The organism is uncultured Methylovirgula sp. (assembly GCF_947646745.1).
GTDB lineage: Bacteria > Pseudomonadota > Alphaproteobacteria > Rhizobiales > Beijerinckiaceae > Methylovirgula.
This window is the reverse complement of sequence record NZ_CANSHK010000011.1, coordinates 51,480-72,326: the sequence shown is the minus strand read 5'-3', so window position 1 is coordinate 72,326 and position 20,847 is coordinate 51,480. Positions and strand designations below refer to the sequence as shown.

The 20,847-nt window shown below is 59.9% G+C and carries 19 protein-coding genes and 2 pseudogenes; 4 read left to right on the top strand and 17 right to left on the bottom strand.

Going from position 1 to position 20,847, the window contains the following annotated elements; translation table 11 throughout:
• Positions 1-40: 40 nt before the first annotated feature.
• The 13 genes and pseudogenes from rplJ to Q0025_RS05000 form a co-directional block, all read right to left on the bottom strand.
• Positions 41-556, bottom strand: a complete 516-nt coding sequence (rplJ, locus tag Q0025_RS05055) for a 50S ribosomal protein L10 (RefSeq protein ID WP_297296641.1) — start codon at positions 554-556, stop codon at positions 41-43.
• A 520-nt stretch (positions 557-1,076) separates the two neighbouring features.
• A complete protein-coding gene (gene rplA, locus Q0025_RS05050) occupies positions 1,077-1,772 on the bottom strand; it encodes a 50S ribosomal protein L1 (protein ID WP_297296639.1) in 696 nt (231 codons plus the stop codon).
• A 4-nt stretch (positions 1,773-1,776) separates the two neighbouring features.
• Positions 1,777-2,205, bottom strand: coding sequence for a 50S ribosomal protein L11 (gene rplK / locus Q0025_RS05045; RefSeq protein ID WP_297296637.1), 429 nt, complete (start codon positions 2,203-2,205; stop codon positions 1,777-1,779).
• A gap of 143 nt (positions 2,206-2,348) precedes the next feature.
• A complete protein-coding gene (gene nusG / locus Q0025_RS05040) occupies positions 2,349-2,879 on the bottom strand; it encodes a transcription termination/antitermination protein NusG (RefSeq protein ID WP_297296635.1) in 531 nt (176 codons plus the stop codon).
• Positions 2,880-2,902: 23 nt separating this feature from the next.
• A complete protein-coding gene (secE, locus tag Q0025_RS05035; protein ID WP_297296633.1) occupies positions 2,903-3,094 on the bottom strand; it encodes a preprotein translocase subunit SecE in 192 nt (63 codons plus the stop codon).
• A 205-nt stretch (positions 3,095-3,299) separates the two neighbouring features.
• A pseudogene (locus tag Q0025_RS14920) lies at positions 3,300-3,530 on the bottom strand (TOBE-like domain-containing protein); the annotation flags it as partial.
• Positions 3,531-3,572: 42 nt separating this feature from the next.
• Positions 3,573-4,334: pseudogene (locus Q0025_RS05030) on the bottom strand (sulfate ABC transporter ATP-binding protein); the annotation flags it as partial.
• Positions 4,264-5,370 carry a sulfate ABC transporter permease gene (locus Q0025_RS05025; RefSeq protein WP_297296631.1) on the bottom strand — a complete coding sequence of 369 codons (1,107 nt, stop codon included), beginning with the start codon at positions 5,368-5,370 and terminating at the stop codon, positions 4,264-4,266. The gene Q0025_RS05025 and the pseudogene Q0025_RS05030, both read right to left, overlap by 71 nt.
• A gap of 4 nt (positions 5,371-5,374) precedes the next feature.
• Positions 5,375-6,280: an ABC transporter permease gene (locus Q0025_RS05020; RefSeq protein WP_297296629.1), complete on the bottom strand. Its 906-nt coding sequence runs from the start codon at positions 6,278-6,280 to the stop codon at positions 5,375-5,377.
• Positions 6,281-6,369: 89 nt separating this feature from the next.
• Positions 6,370-7,473: a sulfate ABC transporter substrate-binding protein gene (locus tag Q0025_RS05015; protein ID WP_297296627.1), complete on the bottom strand. Its 1,104-nt coding sequence runs from the start codon at positions 7,471-7,473 to the stop codon at positions 6,370-6,372.
• 164 nt (positions 7,474-7,637) lie between these two features.
• Entirely contained in the window at positions 7,638-8,546 is a 909-nt protein-coding gene (locus Q0025_RS05010; protein ID WP_297296625.1) for an SPFH domain-containing protein, read from the bottom strand.
• A 29-nt stretch (positions 8,547-8,575) separates the two neighbouring features.
• Positions 8,576-9,013, bottom strand: coding sequence for an EamA family transporter (locus tag Q0025_RS05005; protein WP_297296623.1), 438 nt, complete (start codon positions 9,011-9,013; stop codon positions 8,576-8,578).
• Positions 9,010-9,699, bottom strand: coding sequence for a DNA-3-methyladenine glycosylase 2 family protein (locus tag Q0025_RS05000; RefSeq protein ID WP_297296621.1), 690 nt, complete (start codon positions 9,697-9,699; stop codon positions 9,010-9,012). The genes Q0025_RS05005 and Q0025_RS05000 overlap by 4 nt, the downstream gene beginning before the upstream one ends.
• Before the next feature lie 434 nt (positions 9,700-10,133).
• On the opposite strand from Q0025_RS05000, the gene Q0025_RS04995 reads away from it, so the two are divergent.
• Complete coding sequence (locus Q0025_RS04995) at positions 10,134-12,452, top strand: TonB-dependent receptor (RefSeq protein ID WP_297296619.1); 2,319 nt, start codon at positions 10,134-10,136, stop codon at positions 12,450-12,452.
• Positions 12,453-12,500: 48 nt separating this feature from the next.
• Here Q0025_RS04995 and Q0025_RS04990 read toward each other — a convergent pair whose 3' ends face one another.
• The 3 genes from Q0025_RS04990 to Q0025_RS04980 all read right to left on the bottom strand — a co-directional run bounded on the left by Q0025_RS04990 (position 12,501) and on the right by Q0025_RS04980 (position 14,998).
• Positions 12,501-13,271 carry an SDR family oxidoreductase gene (locus tag Q0025_RS04990; protein WP_297296617.1) on the bottom strand — a complete coding sequence of 257 codons (771 nt, stop codon included), beginning with the start codon at positions 13,269-13,271 and terminating at the stop codon, positions 12,501-12,503.
• 81 nt (positions 13,272-13,352) lie between these two features.
• Positions 13,353-14,207, bottom strand: coding sequence for an alpha/beta hydrolase (locus tag Q0025_RS04985; protein ID WP_297296615.1), 855 nt, complete (start codon positions 14,205-14,207; stop codon positions 13,353-13,355).
• Between the two features lie 98 nt (positions 14,208-14,305).
• Complete coding sequence (locus Q0025_RS04980) at positions 14,306-14,998, bottom strand: alpha/beta hydrolase (RefSeq protein ID WP_297296614.1); 693 nt, start codon at positions 14,996-14,998, stop codon at positions 14,306-14,308.
• Positions 14,999-15,170: 172 nt separating this feature from the next.
• Between Q0025_RS04980 and Q0025_RS04975 the strand changes: the two genes are divergently transcribed.
• A complete protein-coding gene (locus Q0025_RS04975) occupies positions 15,171-15,788 on the top strand; it encodes an ABATE domain-containing protein (protein WP_297296612.1) in 618 nt (205 codons plus the stop codon).
• A gap of 55 nt (positions 15,789-15,843) precedes the next feature.
• Here Q0025_RS04975 and Q0025_RS04970 read toward each other — a convergent pair whose 3' ends face one another.
• A complete protein-coding gene (locus Q0025_RS04970) occupies positions 15,844-18,354 on the bottom strand; it encodes a sulfatase-like hydrolase/transferase (protein WP_297296610.1) in 2,511 nt (836 codons plus the stop codon).
• 1,067 nt (positions 18,355-19,421) lie between these two features.
• Here Q0025_RS04970 and Q0025_RS04965 point away from each other — a divergent pair.
• Positions 19,422-19,823: a hypothetical protein gene (locus Q0025_RS04965; RefSeq protein ID WP_297296608.1), complete on the top strand. Its 402-nt coding sequence runs from the start codon at positions 19,422-19,424 to the stop codon at positions 19,821-19,823.
• Positions 19,824-19,837: 14 nt separating this feature from the next.
• Positions 19,838-20,524, top strand: coding sequence for an SOS response-associated peptidase (locus tag Q0025_RS04960; protein ID WP_297296606.1), 687 nt, complete (start codon positions 19,838-19,840; stop codon positions 20,522-20,524).
• Positions 20,525-20,847: the final 323 nt, after the last annotated feature.

Below are 20,847 nucleotides of genomic sequence, written 5' to 3'. Positions count from 1 at the left end.
TGAAATTGGTCGTGACTTGCTGAAAGTTTGGGAGCCGCCGTCAGGCCGCATCCTTGCTGGCATAGGCAGAGACGACCCGCGCGACCTTGGCGGCCGGTGCGGTCGTAAGCTGCGCGAGCTTTGTCGCCGGTGCCTGGATGAGGCCGATGAGCTTGGCTCGCAATTCGTCCAGAGACGGCAAAGTCGCGAGCGACTTGATCGCCTCGGGATTGAGCGCGGTTTTTCCCATCGCCCCACCGAGGATCACGAGCTTGTCGTTGTCCTTGGCGAAACCGACGGCAACCTTGGCCGCCGCCACCGGATCTTGCGAATAGGCAAGCAATGTCGGACCCTTCAGCAGGCTCGCAATCGAGCCGGCATCGGTTCCGTCCAGGGCGATCTTGGCAAGGCGATTCTTGGCGACCTGAACGGTGGCGCCGGCCTCACGCATCTGCTTGCGCAGAGTTTGCATTTGGGCGACCGTCAAGCCGGAATAATGCGCCACCACCACCACCGACGTCTTCTGAAAGACCTCGTTTAAAGCAGTGACAGCGGCTTTCTTTTCAGCTCTGTCCACAATACTCTCTCTGTCTCGCGGGCATTGCTGTCCGCTGGTTGCGTCAGCCGGCTCATCGCACGGCGCTACGCCTGTCCTCCGGAACGCTCGGCGCCCCGGACAGAGGGATTCGACCAAAATCAAAGGCTGCAGGAACTGCCGCACCTGCGCTTTCGTATTCCGCTCTGACCCCGTCTATGCTGGCGTTTCCAACACGCCGCCGGAACCGGGAGCGCGTCTTCGACATTAAGCCTTTACGGAGTGTGAACCCCATGCGGGCACCGGCAGTCTCGGACAGGACATGACCGACTGAGCCGAGAGGAACCTCTGGGTCCATCTCAGTTCACCGGCCATTCCGCCGCGCCTCGCCGCGCTGTTTTCAGGCAGCGTGTTGAAACGCGGAAGCTAAATGGGTACGGGGTTGCGGCTTCTGCCCACAACCCCGAGCTATCTATTTAAACGTAACCCTCGACGATGCCAAGGGGCGATTCAGCTTTTTTTCAGCTTGTCAAGCGGCCGGCGGGACGTGTCCCCGGCTGCCTTACACGCGCACCGTCGCCGGATCGACCTTGACCCCTGGCCCCATCGTCGATGAAATAGCAACCCTTTGAATATAGGTGCCTTTCGCGCCTTGCGGCTTGGCCTTCGAGACGGCATCGACGAAGGCCGCGATGTTCTCGACGAGCTTCGCCTCGTCGAACGAGGCCTTGCCGACGCTGCCCTGGACGATGCCCGCCTTTTCCACACGAAATTCGACGGCGCCGCCCTTCGAGGCTTTCACCGCCGCGGCAATATCCATGGTCACGGTCCCGACCTTCGGGTTCGGCATCAGGCCGCGCGGGCCCAAAACCTTGCCGAGGCGGCCGACGAGCGGCATGAGATCGGGCGTCGCGATGCAGCGGTCGAAATCGATCGTACCGCCCTGCACCGTCGCGACCAGATCCTCGGCACCGACGACATCGGCCCCCGCCGCCTTGGCCTCATCGGCCTTGGCGCCGCGCGCGAAGACAGCGACGCGCAGCGTCCGGCCGGTGCCGTTCGGCAGATTGACGACGCCGCGGACCATCTGGTCGGCATGTTTGGGATCGACGCCGAGATTCATGGCGATCTCGACCGTTTCGTCGAACTTGGCACTGGCCCGTTCCTTGACCAGCTTCACCGCCTCGTTGATCGGATAAAGCTTGATCCGGTCGATGCCTTCGCGGCTCTTGACGACGCGCTTTCCAACATGGCTCATGGCTTCACCCCACCACTTCGAGGCCGATCGAACGGGCGGAGCCTTCGATCATTTTGGCGGCCGCTTCGACCGACGCGCAGTTGAGATCGGGCAGTTTCTTGGCGGCGATCTCATTGATCTGCGCCTTGGTCACGCGGCCGACGAAGCCGCGGCCCGTGGTCTTCGACCCCGAGGTGATGCCGGCGGCCTTCTTGAGGAAATAGGTAACCGGCGGCAGCTTCATCTCGAAAGTGAAGGAGCGGTCCTGATAGGCCGTGATGACGACGGGGATCGGCGTCCCCTTCTCCATCTGCGCCGTCTTGGCGTTGAAGGCCTTGCAGAATTCCATGATGTTAAGGCCGCGTTGACCGAGCGCCGGACCGATCGGCGGCGACGGGTTGGCGGCGCCGGCGGGCACCTGCAATTTGATGTAGCCGGCAACTTTCTTTGCCATTTCAAACTCCTACAAGCCGGTCTTGAGACCGGAGTTGCGGATCGTGGTGCGAAAGGGCCTCCCGGCGGCAACCGGGCCTTTCTCCCACGGCGGAAGGGCGAGCCCTTAAGGCATCGCCCCGATCGGCGCAAGCGCCGAAGCTCTTAAACCTTTTCGACTTGCGAATATTCGAGTTCGACCGGCGTGGCGCGACCGAAGATCGACACCGCCACCTTGACGCGCGAGCGCGCCTCGTCGACCTCTTCGACCGTTCCGTTGAACGAGGCGAACGGCCCGTCGGCGACGCGCACCGTCTCGCCGATTTCGTAGGAAATCGACGACTTCGGCCGCTCGACCCCCTCGGCCACCTGACCCTTGATCCGGTCCGCCTCGGCGTCCGAGATCGGCATCGGCTTCTTGTCGGCACCGAGGAAGCCGGTCACCTTCGGCGTGTTCTTGATCAGGTGATAGATGTCGTCGGTCAGGTCGCATTTGACGAGCACGTAGCCCGGAAAGAACTTGCGCTCGGAATTGACCTTGCGGCCCTTGCGCACCTCGACGACATGCTCCGTCGGCACCAGGATTTCTTCGAATTTCTCCGCCAGGCCGCGCTGCGCCGCCTGCTCGCGGATCGATTCGGCAACCTTCTTCTCGAAGTTGGAATAGGCGTGGACGATGTACCAGCGCATGCTCATGACGAAACCGGAATGCTCCTCAATCAATGTCCGACATTCAGGATAAAGCGGACGGTGAGCTGCAAAACCTCGTCGACGGCGAGAAAGAACAGGCTCGTCAGAATGACCATCGCGATCACGAGGCCGGTGGTGATCAGCGTCTCGCGGCGCGTCGGCCAAGTGACCTTGGTGGCCTCCTGACGGACCTCTTGAATGAATTGCAACGGATCGGCCATTGTCGCTTAACTACCCGATTGGACTGGAATTTTTCGTCCGGCCGCGGGAAACGCCGGCAAATCGCCGATACCGCACACGGCCTGGGCCAAAAAAGTCGCGGCGCGGAGCCAGCCGGCCACGCGCCACATGTGGACAATATAATGCACGCGGCTGGCGCCGCCAAGCGAATTCTCCGCCGTCCGCAGAGGCGCTGAGACCAGGTGCTCAGATCGAATAATCTTCCTCGAAGGAATGGGCTTTGCGCAACCGGACGAAGACCTGATCCTCGACCTTCAGTGCCAAGTCCCGATAGGCCTGGGTGGTGAGCTCCGCATCCATCGGCTGGTTGTCGTCGAGTCGGATCAGTTCGACGTTCACCGCCGCGCCGGCAAAGCCGACATGGGTCACCTTGGCCGCGATCGCGCCATCGTCGCTTAGCCGCGAAATCTCGAGATCATGCGGCCGGACGAAGGTGAGGCCTTGATCGGCGCTGCCCTACCCCCAGGCCGGACCGGCATGGCGGCCGTGGAAGAGATTGTAATTGCCGAGGAAGCGGAAGACGAACGGGTTCGCCGGATGCTCGTAGACCACCTCCGGCGAGTCATATTGCTCGATCCCGCCGGAATTCATCACCGCGACCCGGTCGGCGACTTCAAGCGCCTCCTCCTGATCATGCGTCACGAAAATGGTCGTGACCTTGATCGTATTGTGCAACTTGCGCAGCCAGCGGCGCAATTCCCGCCGCACCGTGGCATCGAGCGCGCCGAATGGCTCATCGAGCAAAAGAACTTGCGGCTCGACGGCGAGCGCGCGGGCCAATGCAACGCGCTGGCGCTGGCCGCCAGACAGCTGCGAAGGATAGCGGCGGGCGAAATTGCTGAGCTGAACGAGCGTCAGAAGTTCCTCGACCTTGGTCTTGATCGCCGCATTCGACGGGCGCTCGCGCCACGGCTTCGAACGCAGGCCGAAGGCGATGTTCTCGAATACGCTCATCTGCTTGAACAAGGCATAATGCTGAAAGACGAAGCCGATCCGGCGCTTGCCCAGATCGGTGTCGGAGACGTCGATTCCGTCGAACAAAACTTCGCCGCCGGGATCGGCTGCCTCGATCCCGGCGATAATGCGCAAAAGTGTCGTCTTGCCCGAGCCGCTCGGGCCGAGCAGCGCGACAAGCTCGCCCGATTCGACCTTAAGGCTTACGCCCTTCAGCGCTTGGAACGAGCCGTAGGTCTTGCTGATCCGGCGTACTTCGATGCTCATCGGGCTTCACCTCTTGGACCGCGGTGGCGGCCGCTTCGGCACGTTTGGTCTTCAACTCGACCGCCGTCTTGATGATGAGAGTCACGACCGCCAGCAGCGCAAGCAGGGTCGAGACCGAGAAGGCGGCTTGCATGTCGTAACCGTCCCAGAGCTTTTCCACCCTGAGCGGGATCGTGTCGTTCGAATCGATATGGCCGGAGACGACGGAAACCGCGCCGAATTCGCCGAAGGTGCGCGCCGTGCAGAGGATTGCGCCATAGAGCAGGCCCCAGCGAATATTCGGCAGCGTGACGGTCCAGAAGGTGCGCCAACCGCCGGCGCCGAGCGATAGCGCCGCCAATTCCTCATCCGAGCCTTGCGCGTCCATCAGCGGGATCAACGAGCGCGCGACGAGCGGAAACGTCACGAACGTGGTCGCCAGCACGATCGCGAGCGGCGTAAAGATGATGCCGGTATAGGTGTTGGTGAAAGTCAACGGCCATGCGTGGCCGGAGAACCCCTGCCAGGCGAGCGAGGTCGGATCCGGCCAGGTGACATTCGTCGCCCAATCGCCGGCGATGCCGCCGCGGCCGAAAAGCAGGACGAAGATCAGGCCGGCGATCACCGGCGAGATCGAGAACGGCAGATCGATCAAGGTCAGCAATAGAACCCGGCCGCGGAAACGAAACTTGGTGATCGCCCAAGCGGCGGCAATTCCGAAGACGATGTTGAGCGGCACGACGACGGCGGCGACGCCGCAGCTCATGCGGATGGCGCTCCAGGTGTCGGCGGCCTGGCGGACGGCAGCAAATTGCTTGTGCTTTTCGAAGATCGTCAAATGCGCCGCAAGATCGACCGCCGGCGGAAAAAACACATGCCAATAGGCGGCAAGGCCATTCGACAGCGCTTGCGTGAAGACATTGGCGACCGGCAGGACGATGAACAAGATCAGAAACAGAACCGCGACGGCGATCAGCACGCGCCCGGTCAAGCTGCGTTGCACTTTCGGCGCCGCCGCCGCAACAATCTGCGTTTGAAGGGCCGCTGCGCCAGACATGAATCTATACCGCCGCCTGCGCGCGATGCCGCGACCAGGTTTCGATGCCGTTGATGGCAAGCAGGATCAGAAGCGAAGCAAAGAGCAGAACGACGCCGATCGCCGTCGCCTGCGCCGGTTCGAACTCGTCGAGCTTGGTGACGATCTGCAAGGGAACGATCTGCGACTTGCCGGGAATATTGCTGGCAATGAAAATGACCGAACCATATTCGCCGATGGCGCGGGCGAAAGCGAGCGCGACGCCGCTGAGCCAGGCCGGAAAAATCTCCGGAAAGATGACCCGGCGGAACGTTGTCAGACCATTGGCACCGAGACTATAGGCCGCTTGCTCAAATTCGGGGTCCCATTCCTGCAGCACGGGCTGGATCGAGCGCACGACGAACGGCAGGCCGACAAAGATCAAGACGATGACGATGCCGGTATTGGTATTGCTATAGGGGAAATTAAGCCAGTGGAGCGCACCGGCCGCCAGCAGATCAGGATGGCCGACGTGGCTGGCGAGCCCGTTCAGAAGGGCCGTGGCGTGATCGCCGAAGCCGCCGATCCAGCCATCGGTGAGATAGAGATTGGAGAAGGTAATGCCGGCGACCGCCGTCGGCAGCGCGAAGGGAAAATCGATCAGCGCATCGAAAATGCGCCGGCCGGCGAACGGCTCGCGCACCAAGACCCAGGCAACGATGAGGCCGAAGATCCCATTGACGATCGCTGCCAGAGCCGCGGCCCCGAAGGTCAATTGATAGGCCGCGACAACCACCGGATCGGTAATTGTCGCGACGAACTGGGACCACGAAAGCTGCAGCGTCTTGAAGACGAGACCAGCGAGCGGGATCAGCACCAGGAGCGAGAGATAAAAGAGCGTATAGCCGAGCGTCAGCCGGAAACCGGGAATGACCTTACGCGCGCCAGCCATCGTCAAGTTCTCGCAAGAAACGCGTCCGAGGCCGCCGCGCTGACCATGATCAAGAGCCTTTTAGCTGTCGCCGGGATCGAAAGCATCCTCTATTTCGCCGGTCTATAGATCTGATCGAAGGTGCCGCCGTCGGCGAAGAAAGTCTTCTGCGCGCGTGGCCAGCCGCCGAAAGCCTGATCGACGGTGAACAGCTTCAGCGGTGGAAACGCGGCGGCATATTTCTTATAGATGGCGAGGTCGCGCGGCCGATAATGATATTGCGCGACGATGTCTTGCGCCTCGGGCGTGTAGAGATAGTCGAGATAGGCCGTTGCCGCGGCACGGGTGCCCTTTCGATCGACGACGGCATCGACGACCGCAACCGGCGGCTCGGCAAGAATGCTGACCTTCGGATAGACGATCTCGAACTTGTCGCTGCCGAATTCGTCGCTCGCCAAATAGAGCTCGTTCTCCCAATTGACCAGCACGTCGCCGATGCCTTTTTGGGCGAAAGTCACGGTCGCACCGCGACCGCCAGTGTCGAGAACCGGCACGTGCTTGTAAAGCTCGGTGACCGCCGCCAAAGCCGCGGCGTTTTGATAGATCGGGAAATCCTTCGCCGCTTTGCCGTCGGCGATCGAGGCCGTAAGGCCCTCCTTGGTCGAAAGATCATAGGTCTTCGCCCCGGCAATGGCGCCCCAGAGTCCGAGAAACGCCCAGCGCGCCGCGCCGCTGGCCTTCGGATTGGCGACGATGACTTGCACGCCGGGCCGCAGCAGATCGCTCCAGTCGTGGATGTGCTTGGGATTGCCCTTGCGCACCAGAAAAGCGACCGTCGACGTATAGGGTGCGGAATTATAAGCGAACCGGTTTTCCCAGCCCGCCTTGATGAGCCCGGCCCGCGCGATGGCGTCGATATCCCAGGCGAGCCCGAGGGTGACGACATCGGCCTGCAGGCCGTTGACGACCGAGAGCGCCTGTTTGCCCGAACCGCCATGCGACTGCTCGATCGTGACTTTTGTGCCGGTCTTCTTCAGATAATCGGCAACGAAGGCCTCATTGATCGATTCATAAAGCTCGCGGGTCGGATCATAAGAAACATTGAGCAGGGTCACCGACGCGGCGCCTTCGGCCGATTTTAAGCTGCCGCCCGCAAGCGCGATCAAACCCGTGAGCGCGGCGGCAAATCCCGTCCTCAATCCAAAAACGCGCATGAACCCCTCTTCACCCGCAAATGCCGCGACCTGTGCGGATACGGCTCGGGAGGGCTAAGAAACGGGTTTACATCAAGAAGTCAACGCCTAAGTCTATATTTTTTATATACAATAAAATTATTAAAGTTTTAGAGCCGGTTAGCCGCCCGCACAGATAAAGCTTTTTATCGGTGCTCTTCGTTGGCGACGATCATCGCGTCGCGGATCTGATTGCCGATCTCGGTCATTCCGCTCGGACTATGCGGCAGCAGGATCACCTTGGCGCCGGATTGGACGCCGATCTCGCGGATCGTGTCGAAATATTGCGTCATGAGCAGCGTGCGCAGCACTTCGGCGGGCGTCGTCTGCGCCGCCGAAGCGAGGCTTGCGACGGAATCGTTGAGGCCGGCGACGATGGCTTTGCGCTGATCGGCGATGCCCTTGCCTTGCAGCGCTTTCGACTCGGCCTCCGCCTCGGCCGCCTTAACCGCCAAGATCTTATTGGCTTCGGCTTTGGCCTGCGCGGCGACCTGCAGCCGCGACTGCGCCTGGATTTCGTTCATCGCGGCGACGACGGCGCTGTCCGGCTGCACGTCGACGACGAGCGAACTGACGATCTCGAAGCCGTATTGCTGCATCAGCTCCGAGAGATGCTGCGTCACCGCCTGGGCGACGTCGTCCTTGCGCTCGAAGACTTCATCGAGCGTCATGCCGGGAATTTTGGAGCGCACGACATCGAGCACATAGGCCTGGATCTGCGCCTTGGCATCCGAGAGCGTGTAATAGGCCTCGCGCTCGCGCCCGCTCACGACGCGGTAATTGACCGCGATATTCACCTTCACGAAGACATTGTCCTTCGTCTTGGTGTCGGCGGTGATGATATTCTGTTCGATCTTCAGCGAGAGAAGGGTGACGAGCCGGTCGACATAGGGAAGCTTGACGTGCAGGCCCGGCTCGACCACGCGATGGAACTTGCCGAAGCGCTCGATGATTCCGGCATGCGCCTGCTGGATGGTGAAGATCGAGCGCAGGATCGGCAGCAGCATGATGACGACGAAGACGATTAAGACGATTGCGAAAATCTCTTCGAGCATGATCCCCCCTTCAGCCGGCCGTCGCCGCATCAAAATTTATAGGCCACCAGAATCGCGCCCAAAGCCATGAGTGCCACCCCGAGCCAATTGGCCAATGACAGCTTTTCGCCAAGAAATGTGACACCAAATAGCGCGACGAGCACGACGCTTAGCTTGTCGATCGGCGCGACCCTAGCCGCTTCGCCCAGTTGCAACGCACGAAAATAGCAAAGCCAGGACGCCCCGGTCGCCAAGGCCGACAGGGCCAGGAAAACGAGGCTGCGGGGCGCGATCGAATGGAGCGACTGCCATTGCCGCGTCGCCGAGACGATGCTCGCGGTCAGGCCGAGGATGAAAATCGTCCGGATGAATGTCGCGACGTTCGAATTGATCTGTTCGACACCGAGCTTGGCGAGAATTGCTGTGAGCGCCGCAAAGACGGCGGAAAGCGCCGCCCAGATCTGCCAGGAAAGAATTGGCTGCATCATTCCCCCATTCGCGCCTTGCGGCGCGGCGCTTTGACGGCCGACGCGGCGATGACGCCCTCATGCTTTTTCATCACTCTATAATAGGCCCACCACAGATGCGCTGCGGCGCCGCGTAAAGGCCGCCACGGCTCGGCGAGTTCCGCCATCGCCTTGGCACTTGGACGCGAGTCCAATTCCAATCCAAGCCGAATCGCCTCTTGCAACGCCAGATCGCCGGCCGGCCAGGCATCCGCGTGGCCGAGGCAAAACAGGAGATAAACATCCGCCGTCCAGGGGCCGATGCCATGCAAGGCGATCAACTTTTGATGCGCGCCGTCGGCTGGCTCATCGGCCAGCGCATCAAGATCCAATCGCGTCGCAGCGAGTTCGCGCCCGAGATTTTTCAAGGTTTTGATCTTGGCGGCGGAAAGCCCGAGCCGGCCGAGGCGGTCGGCGCGCGCTTTGGCGATCGCCGCGGGCGTCAGCGGATCGTAAGCGGCGTGGAGGCGGTTCCAGATCGCCGTCGCGCTCGCGGTCGAAAGCTGCTGCGCAACCACGATCGCCGCAAGTCCGGCAAAGCCCGATTCGCGCCGCCGCAAGGCGGGCATGGTGACCGCGGCAAGGATCGGGGCGAGGCGGGCATCCTGCACGACGAGCGCAGCGAGAGCGGATTCGAGATCCGCCTGGCTATCGAGACGATGAATCATGCCGCAGGCTCCCACGGCGGAGCCAACATTCCAATCCGAAGCTTGCTCTGAAAGCGCGCTCCGTTCGGGAGTTTTTCCCGGCTCCATCGGAAAAAATTCTAGAATTTCCCCATCTGGTTAGCCCATCGTTGTGGCCGACCTGCACTAGCCGCTTGGGATTGTTTGCAATACCGATTTAGAAAAATTCCCGTCCAATTCGGGCGGAAAAAGCCGCGTTGGCCTGCGTAGCGGTAAGTCGGTGGGGGAAATAGATGGCGTCAGTCCGCGTAGCCGCTTGTCTCAGCACCGCTTTTACATCTTTGGTTTTGCTGGCACTGCCGTTACAGGCTTCTTTGGCGCAAACGGCGGCGTCCACGGCGCCAGCTGTGGCCGCCGGCTCTTCAGCGCCTGCCCGCTCTGCTCCCGCTTCCTCTGCGCCGCCCGCAACCGCCAAATTGACGGCGGCCAATGCGACCGCCGATGTGGCAGCGGGCGGCGAGCTGCAGGAAGTCGAAGTGGTCGCAACGACGCCACTCGGCGAAGGCACGAGCGTCCTCAATGTCCCGAGCGAAACCCAATCAATCGATTCGCAGCAGATCGAAAATCTCAATCAGGATGTTGTCACGCAGGCCTTAGCGCGCCGCACGCCGGGCGTCGACGTGACCGACGAAGTCGGCAGCCCGCTGACGCAGGCGCTCAATTTCCGTGGCCAGACCGCCTCGCCGGTGCCGGGGACGCCCGAGGGCCTCGCCGTCTACATGAACGGCGTGCGCATCAACGAAGCTTATGGCGACATCGTCAACTGGGCCTTCATCCCGACCGTCTCCATCGATCAGGCGCAGATTGTGACCGGCAATCCGGTCTTCGGTCTCAACGCGCTCGCCGGCGCGGTGGTCATGAACATGAAGAACGGCTTCACCTGGCAGGGCACGGAATTCAATCTGCAAGGTGGCAGCGATTACACCGTTCAAGGTTCCGGTCAGTACGGCATCCAGAAAGGCAATTGGGCCTATTATGTCGCCTTGGAAGGCGTACGGACCAACGGCTATCGCTACTTCGGCCAATCCGATGTCGAGCGCAGCTATGCCGATATCGGCTATCGTGCCGAGGGCAACGAAGTCCATTTGAGCGTCAACGCAGCAGCGACAGGCATTGCCGGCGCCGGCACGACGCCGCTCGCGCTCGTCGAACAAAACCCTTGGGCTGTCTTCAGCCCGCCCGGCGCGACGCAAAATTCAGTCGCGATGGTCACCCTCTCCGACCAATCCGCGCTCTCAAGTACGTTGCAATTCAACGGCAATGTTTACTTTCGCGAATACGCCGCCGCGCATGAAGATGGCAATGCCAGCGACTTCTATCATTGCGCCGCGGCCTTCGTCTGCAACAGCAACGATCTGCCCGCGCAAAATCCGATCAACGGCAGCGCGCCCGGCACGACGCCCCTGCCCGACCCCGTACCGGGGGCGGCCAACGGCGCGCCGTTGGGTGAAATCGACAGCAACTGGACACACACCTACAGCGCCGGCACGACGCTGCAGCTCACCGACACGCAAACGATTTTCGGCCATACGAACAATTTCCAGGTTGGCGCGAGCCTCGATCACGGGTGGACGCATTTCACCGGCAGCAGCGTCCTCGGTAACTTTCAGCCCAACGCCCTTGTTCAAAGCTACGGCGAGCTCATCAACGAGCCCGCTTACGACGTCTCGCCGGTCGGCCTGCAAACGCAGAACAATTACATCGGCATCTTCGCGCTGGACTCGTTCGACGTGACCGACCGGCTGTCAGTTCATGTCGGGGCGCGCCTCAACGACGCGCAAATCAACCTCGTCGACCAACTTGGCTCGAGCCTCACCAGCCAGAATAATTTCCACCGCATCAATCCCGTCGCTGGCGTAACCTTCAAGATCACGCCCGATATTGCGGCCTATGCCAGTTATTCCGAGGCCAATCGCGCGCCGACGCCGCTTGAACTCGGCTGCTCCAGCCCGACGCAGCCCTGCATGATCGACAATTTCCTCGTTGCCGATCCGCCGTTGCAGCAGGTCGTGTCGCGAACCGTCGAAGCGGGTTTCAAGGGCAGCAATGCCATCGCCTGGTCTTATGCGCCCGGCCGTCTCGATTGGAGCATCAGCGGCTATCGGACGGAAAACCAAAATGACATTATGAGCGTGCCGAGCACCGTGACCGGCTTCGGCTATTATACCAATGCCGGCGATACGCTGCGACAGGGCGTCGATGTCGGGGCGACCTACACGACCGACAAATGGGACGCCTATGCGAATTATTCCTTTATCTCGGCGACGTTCCTGACGCCGGTGTTGCTGGCTTCGCCGAACAATCCCTTTGCCGACGCCAATGGCAACATCCAGGTTGAACCCGGTGACAATCTTCCCGGCATTCCCCGCCATAAGTTCAAGATCGGGTTCGATTACGAAGTTCTGCCGAAGTGGAGAATCGGCGCCGACCTCGTGTACCAATCCAGCCAATACTACTTCGGCGACGAGATTAATGCGCTGCCGACCGTCCCGGGCTTCGTCTCGCTCAACCTTCGCACGTCCTATCAGGTCAACAAGAACGTCCAGATCTATGGCCTGATCAACAATGCGACCAACAACCGCTACTTCACCTACGGCGCACTCTATGACACCGGGTCGACCGTAAACCGAGTGACCGGCAACCCCATTCCGGGTCTCTTCTCCTCGACCGACCCGCGCTCGGTGACGATCTCGCCGCCGCTAGAAGCCTTTGTCGGCATAAAGGTCACGATGTAGGCCGCTCCCGCAGCGCGCCTTTCGATGGCCGCCGCCGCTGTCCGACCGTTAGATCGACTTCACTTCGCCGCCGTCCATCCGCAGCGTCGAGCCTGTCATCCAGCGTGCGCCGGGCGATACGAGGAAAGCCATCAGCTCGGCGATCTCTTCCGGTTTGCCGTATCGCGCAATGCCCGCCTCCCGGGGAAAATTCACCGTCGCTTCCTCGACCGTCAGATTGTGCAGCGGCGCCCAATGCTCAAGATAGGAACGCCGCCGCCCGGTCATCACCGGACCCGGAAGCACGCTATTGACCTGCACGCCGTCGGCGATGCCACGATCGGAAAAGGCCTTGGCGAGAGCAACAATTGCGGCGTTGATCGTGCCGACGGCCGCATAGGGCGCCTTGGGAAACAAGGCGGAATTGCCGGAGATCAGGACGACGGCGCCTTTCGCTTGCCTCAAAGCCGGCCAAGCCGCAACGGTCAGCCGCCGCGCGCCGTGCAGCTTCAGCGCCAAACCCGCGTCCCATTGCTCGTCTGTCATATCGAAGAGATCGATCTGCGGCACCGCGCCGGCAATGTTGAGCAGAGCGTCGATGCGGCCGAAGGCGGCCAATGTCTGATCGACCACCGCTTGCGCGGCGGCGGGCTCGGCGAGATCGAGAGCGATCACCAGGGCTTTCGCGCCGGCGGCCTGAACCGCCTGCGCCGTTTCTTCGAGACGGGCGCGGTTTCGTGCGACCAGGGTCAACGCCGAAAAATCGCGCGCCAGCCGGATCGCGGTCGCCTGGCCGATGCCCTGGCTGGCGCCCGTGACAACGGCGACGGACTGAGACATGTGCGGTCTCCTATTTTGACAAAGCATCACGCCCCGCCGCCCGTGCCGATCGAAGCTGCGGGCGGCGGATGCTTGGCGCAATCAGCGCGGGAAGAAGTCGCGGATTGCTGCCGCGATGTCCGCGGCGTGGGTCTCGAGCGCGAAATGGCCGGTGTCGACAAAGCGGACGATGGCATTTGGAATATCGCGCTTGAAGGCTTCGGCGCCCGGCGGCAAGAAGAACGGGTCGTTCTTGCCCCAAACGGCGAGGAATGGCGGCTTATGGGTCCGGAAATAGGCCTGGAAAGCCGGATAGAGCGCGACATTGCTCTTGTAGTCGCCAAAGAGATCCAGTTGCACGTCGTGGGCGCCCGGCCGGGCCAGATAGAAATCGTCGAGCGTATAGCCGTCGGGGGAGACTTTCGTCAGGTCGGCGACGCCATGGGTGTATTGCCAGAACGTCGCCTCGGGCTTGAGGAACGAACGCAAGGCATCGCGATTGGCATCCGAAGGATCTTGCCAATAGGCGCGAATCGGATTCCAGCCTTCGCTCAGGCCTTCCTCATAGGCATTGCCGTTCTGCGAAATGATCGCGGTGATCCGGTTGGGATGTTTTACGGCGAGGCGATAGCCGGTCGGCGCGCCGTAATCGAACACGTAGATAGCATAGCGATCGAAGCCGATGACTTCGGTGAAGCGGTCGATGACATCGGCAATATGATCGAACGTGTAGGTGAACTGGCTCCGCGCCGGCATATCCGAGCGGCCGAAACCCGGCAGATCCGGCGCAACGAGATGAAAGCGATCGGCCAAGAGCGGGATGAGGTCGCGGAACATATGGCTCGCGCTGGGGAAGCCATGCAGCAGCAGGAGTTTCGGCGCCCCGGCCTTGCCCGCCTCGCGATAGAAAATATTGAACCCGTCGACATTTGCGGTTCGATATGTAACGTCGGTCATGACACGTCTCCGTTGATTGTAACCTATTTTACTTGTCTATGCAGGTTATTAGCGGCGGGCGGGCGCCGCCCGCGGGCTCGCTACGCCGAGCGGCGGCTTCAGCCCGCGATCGCTTCGATCGCGGTGCGAACAATGTCGAGGACGACGCCGGGCGCGCTCACAAGCGGCGCATGATCGACAGGATGTGCGCAGACTTGCGCCTTCATGCGCGCCGCCATGAAGCGCTGATTGTCTTCGACGATCATGCGATCCTGCTCGGCCACCAGAAACCAAGCCGGCCGATCCTTCCACAAGGGCCGGCGCATCGCGACGCTGATACAGGCCGGCGAGATCGGCCGTTGCACGGCGGCGAGGATCGCCTGATCTTCGAGGCTCGCATTCTGCGCGAAAGCGGTGCCGAAGGCGGCTCTCGGCAGATAGATCAACCCGTGATCGTCGGGGGCGAGCTTGGGAGCCAGAGGATGCGGCTCGCCGCGGTAAAAAATATCCGCCACCGTTTCACCCTCCGCGGGCGCCAAGGCGGCGACGTAAACGAGCGCTGCGACATTGTCATTGCGCGTCGCGGCGATCACCGCTCCGGCATAGGCGTGGCCGACAAGAACGATCCGCCCCTTTGCGCGCTCAAGCGTCCGGTCGAGCGCAGCCACATCATCGTCAAATGACGTCAGCGGCAACGGCGCCGCCAGCACCTCGATGCCTTCCGCGGCGAGCGGCCCGATCACTTTTGCCCAGCTTGATCCGTCGGCCCAGGCGCCATGCGCGAATACGACGCTCACGTCACGCGATGCCATTGTCCCCTCCTCCAAAAAGAACCGATCAGCGAGTAACCATTTCCATCGCGTTTATCCGGTTACAATAACGGACAATAACTTGTCAAGACGAGCTTGTGCGGTTATTTTAGGTGCATGTTCATGGATCTCCGCCAAGCTCGGGGCGCGGTGGGGCATTTGGAAAGGCACGCAGATGAGTCAACACGCACCTGCGATTTTTGTCGGCGATGCGCTCGGATTGGATTTCCTCAATTCGATCGCGACGCCGGTTGATGCGCCGGTCGATTGGATCGATGACGGCGAAGGTTTGCTGAATTGGCTGGAACAGGCCGAGCTTGTGCCGGTCGATGTGCTGAGGACCATCGGGGCGCAGGCGTTGCCGGGCGAGCTCGACAAGGTTGCGGATCAAGCTAGGTCGCTGCGCGAATGGTTCAGGGGCTTTGTCGCGAGGCACAAGGGAAAGCCGCTCGCGGCAAAGGATTTGGGCGCCTTGGAACCGCTCAACCTCTTGCTCGAGCGCGACGAATCCTTCAGCCGAATCGTGAAGTCCGAGAGTGGTCACGCTCGGCTCGCGCTTCAATCGGCGCGCCGGTGGCGTTCGCCGGACTCACTGCTGCTGCCGATCGGCGAGACGCTGGCGCGCTTCGTCTGCACGGAGGATTTCGCGAATATCAAGGCCTGCGAGGGCCCCGCCTGCACCCTGCTCTTTGCCGACCATACGCGCGGCCACAAACGCCGCTGGTGCAGCATGGCTTTGTGCGGCAATCGCGCCAAGCAGGCGGCGCATCGTCGGCGGCTCAGAAGCCATTAGCCCGGCTCTGCCGAACCGCCTAAATATCCAACCGCTTTCGTTGTCTTATTGCCGATTAATTCGCATCGCCTCCAGCGCGGTATGCGGCATCCAGCTTCTTAATGTCATCAGGAGAGAGCTTCGGCGGGTCTAGCGAAATCACTATCCCATCGATTTTTCCCTTGAATGTGAACGGCACCTTGTAGTCATCGTCATCGACGGGCGTCCCTGTGTCTGAACCGATGTCAAAGGTCTCATCAATCGGTAGGACAAGCGGTATCGTTCGATCGAGCCTCTGCGTGGCGACGACTTTTCCGTCTACACTGAAGGTTCCCGTACCGGCGCGACCGAGGCCGCTCATATTGTTGAAAGCTAAAGTCCCGAAGCCCAATCCGTCGTATTTGAAATCGAATACGAGCCTATGTTTTCCCTTTGAAAGCGTTTCCGGATCTTCCCACTTCACGCGCTTGAGATCCAAAAGATTCCATGTGAATACGGGTCTGCCTTTGAGAAGATAAAGTCCATAGCCACCAAAGCGACCGCCCTCCGTCACGATCATTCCTTCGGTGCCGCTTTGCGCGACGTCGATATCGGCCGTGATCGTATAGGACGTATTGAGCAAGCGAGGCGCTGCACCGTCGGGAATACCGGTGACGGGCTGTCCGGAGTAATTAAATATTCTTCTCCCTGCCGTGAAGCTCGGCCGGGGCGCGGCGACGCGCGTTGCAACAGAAGCGTCCAACGGAAGAACCTGATATTTGGCGAATTCGCCAAACATGAGGTCTTTCATTTCCTGGACTTTCTCGGGATGCGACGCAGCCAAATCTCTATACTGAGTCCAATCGTGCCTTAGATCGTACAATTCGAATTTGAAATCGGAAGCCGGATCCTGAATCGCCGTTCCAAGTAGATTCCACGGCGGCCGAACCGGAACACCGCTCAACATCCACCCATCATCATAGAGACCTTGAACGCCCATCATCTCAAAATATTGGATATGGTGGCGCGACGGCGCATCTGCGTTGGCCTTGTCGAAAGTGTAGCAAAGGCTCACACCTTCGATCGGCTTCTGCGCGATCCCATCCACCTGCACCGGCGCCGGAATATTCGTCGCCTCGAGGATTGTCGGCACGATATCGATGACATGACTAAACTGCGCGCGAATGCCGCCCTTGTCGGTGATATGCCCAGGCCACGAAATCGCCATGCCCTGGCGCGTTCCGCCGAAGAAAGACGGAATTTGTTTCGTCCATTTGAACGGCGTATCGAAAGCCCAAGCCCAGGGCACCGCCATGTGGTTATAGGTATATTCGCTGCCCCAGACGTCATACCATTTCATCTGCGCGGCAACCGGAAGCTCCACGCCGTTGAATTGTAATATCTCACTGGGCGTGCCATTGAGAGACCCCTCCGCCGAGGCGCCGTTGTCACCGCTGATATAGATGATCAGCGTGTTATCGAGTTTTCCTTCATCGGCAACTTGTTGAACGACGCGGCCGATTTCATGGTCAGCGTATGCGAGATAGGCCGCATACACATCCACTTGACGAATATAGAGCTTCTTTTGCGCATCGCTCAGCGTTTCCCATCGCGGCAACAGACCGTCGGGCCACGGTGTCAGCTTGGCGTCTTGGGGGATGACGCCGAGCCGCTTCTGATTGGCAAAGATCTGGTCGCGCAGCGCATTCCAGCCTTTGTCAAACAGATGCATATCGCTGATTTTCTTAATCCACTCCGGCGTCGGGTGATGGGGCGCATGGGTTGCGCCGGGGACGTAATACAAGAAGAACGGCGTCGATGGATCGATATCGTTCAGCTGATTGAGCCAATGAATCGCATCGTCAGCCATGGCGGTGACGAGGTTCCAGCCGGGATGGTCGAGATAAGGATAGATCGCCGTCGTGTTGCGGAAGAGATTCGGCTGCCACTGGCTCGTGTCGCCGCCGATGAAGCCGTAGAAGTAGTCAAAACCCATACCTGTAGGCCATTGATTGAACGGTCCCACCTGGCTGGCCTGATAGGTTGGCGTATTGTGGTCTTTACCGAACCAAGCAGTACGATAGCCGTTTTCCTCCAGAATGCGACCGATCGTGGCGGTCTCCCGTGGAATGAGACTGTTGTAGCCCGGATAACCCGTTGATTGCTCCGAGATCACCCCAAAACCCACCGAGTGATGATTTCGCCCTGTAATGAGGGCCGCTCGCGTCGGTGAGCACAGGGCCGTCGAGTGGAAATCCGTATAGCGCAGCCCTTCCGCCGCGATGTGGTCCATTGCCGGCGTGGGAATGACGCCGCCAAACGTGCTGGGCGCGCCAAAGCCAACATCGTCGGTCATGATGAGTAAAATGTTTGGAGCCCCCTTGGGGGGAACGACCCGCGCCGGCCAATAGGGAATCGATTGCGCGGCGTTGAGATTTATTTCGCCTTTGAAAGGCTGCGTCGGAGGCGGCAAATACCGCCCGTCTATAGTCGTTGTCGCCTGTGGAGAGCCGGGGGTTCCAGAAATTTGCTGTGCGGCAGCCCCATCAGCCAAAAAGGCAGTCATGACGGCTATGGAAGCATTTGCGAGCCAATAACTTGTCTTCATTGAGACGCCCTCTGACGTACAATGAACAAGAACAAATAGCTTTAGCCCCCGAAATCGCCGAGGAACGTTAACACCATCGAAGTTCCGCTACAATCGCACCCGCTTCCAGCAATATGTGTCCAGCGATGACGGGCGAGGTTATAGCGCCGCAAGAGCTTGGCGCAATATCTATAAACCCCTAGCCGGACCTGAATGATTGCGAAGCCGTCGAGAACTGCGCCTGTCGCGCCGGATTTTTTCGGCCAACGGCACGATGGCTTGACGTAAAGCAGCCCTTCCCGCTTCCGCGCCGGGCCGCATCGCGAAGATCCTCGTCAAACAGAACGCTGCCGCCGCCAGTTGCCCGATCTGACCGCTTCTGGCGCTTACGAATCCCTCGCAAAATCGATGAGAAGGCCAAGGTTTGGCGACGCCATTGTCGCGAGATGGCCCGCGCCGACAAGAAGGCGTGAGCAGACGATTAGAACAAACGGCTCAAGGCCGAAGGGAATTCCAGCGGCTCAAGCAAATCAAAATACAAGCCTACACGATCACAGGCCATTGAAAATAAACAGATTTTTTAGCTGGCAGGAGAGGAGGGGCTAACCTACCCGTGACTATTCAATAACTTAGACAGCAACAGCCCGTCTTTTCCTACCAAACCTTTTCAATGACTTGGGAACAGGTGTGTCCAATACTTCGACGCGATGACGCCTTTCGTCGGGCCGATGCCTTGATTTCACGCGGACACGCTTCCTGTGGACGATACGGCTGCTCAATGGACGGCTTGAGCGGGGCTTGTATAGTCTCAGCCTTGTTGTTCTACCCTCCCCTGCTCTATTGAGGGAAAGACCATGGCGAAGTCGGCTACAAAAAAGGCCGCGCGCAAGGCGCACCGAACTGTTTCCCGTAAGAAGACCGTAAAGAAAAAGTCACTGGTAAAGTCGTCGAAAAAGACGACGAAAAAGCTAGTTCGTAAGCTTGCCACTAAGAAGAAGACGGCCAAAAAAGTCGCTAAGAGGGCTGTCGCAAGACCTCGCAAATCGCGAGGAACCGGAGGCACGGGACCGCGTAAAATGAGTCCGTAGATGAAGCTGCCGGAATACAGGCAAACATTTTATGATTATTCAGGCAAAGTCAGTGACTTGAGCCGTCAGCTTGCCTTTGCGGGTATTGCGGTCATTTGGATTTTCAAAAAGGACGGCGCAACCGACAAGCTAACCATTCCCGGCGCACTGACTCTGCCATTGTTGCTCCTCGTTGCAAGCCTCGCTTGCGATGTCCTGCAATACTTCGCAGGGACGGTCGTTTGGTGGTTGTTTTATCGCATAAAGGAGATACGCGGCTTCACCGATGAACAAGAGCTTGGCGACCATTCTCCTTGGCTTGAGGCGCCGATCTGGATCTTCTTTTTGTTCAAATTCATTTTTCTTATAGTCGCTTATGCGTGCATCGCGAGGTATCTTTTCGCAAATCTCACGGGTCGCTGATGCGGTGAGCGGTCATGTGCGGCAGATTTACCCAACACTATAGCTGGCAAGAAATTCACGAATTTCTGAGCGTCGTTGGCGCTCCGCACAACTTGCAGCCGCGTTACAACATCGCGCCGACGACTCTAATCGACATGGTCCGCCATGACGCAGAGGGCCGCCGTGAGCTTGTTCGCGGCGTCCGGTGGGGATTGATACCAAACTGGTGGAAGAAGCCGCTGAAAGACCTCCCTGCGGCCTTTAACGCGCGCGTGGAGACGGTATCAGAGAAGCCAATGTTTCGCGGCGCCTATCGCAGCCGGCGTTGCATCGTGCCGGCGTCAGGCTTCTTTGAGTGGACGGGAAAGAAAGGCGAGAAACAGCCGCATATGTTCGTCGCGGCGGATGGCTCCCCTATCCTCGCCCTGGCCGGTCTCTGGGAGCGTTGGCGCAATCCTGAGACTGGCGAAGATATCCTCTCCTGCACTGTCATCGTGACGGAGCCAACGACGTGGATGCTGCCCTATCACGACCGCATGCCGGTCCTTTTGCAGCAAGCCGAGATAGACCGCTGGCTATCTGGGAAGATGCAGGCGAACGAACTGCATCCGATATCCGAGACCGGCTTGCGAGAATGGCCGATAGACCGGCGCATAAATCGCAGTGGAGAAGGTGACGATGACCCTATGGTGTTGGAGCCGCTAGAGTCAGATTTGCTTTAAGCGAGGGGAAGCGCGTCATGCCGAAGCCTTATAGCGTTCAACCCGTCCAAAGTGTCAGCTATGGCCCTTCGTCACGGGAACAGGGATATGGATTCAACATCGTCAACGCTAGCCATCGGCTGATAACCTCCTTTTCATTTGCGACAAAGGACGAAGCCGACAACGCGGCAGAACTAGTCTCCGCTGCGATAGAAAGCGCGGAACAGATTCGGTCGCAGGGCGAGGGTGTGGTTTGATGCTCGCGTCCATCTTTGGTTTTCTGTCCGCCGGCTTTTGGTTGTGGTCTTCCTTCGCGAATGTCCAAGCGTCTACTTGGGCTGATT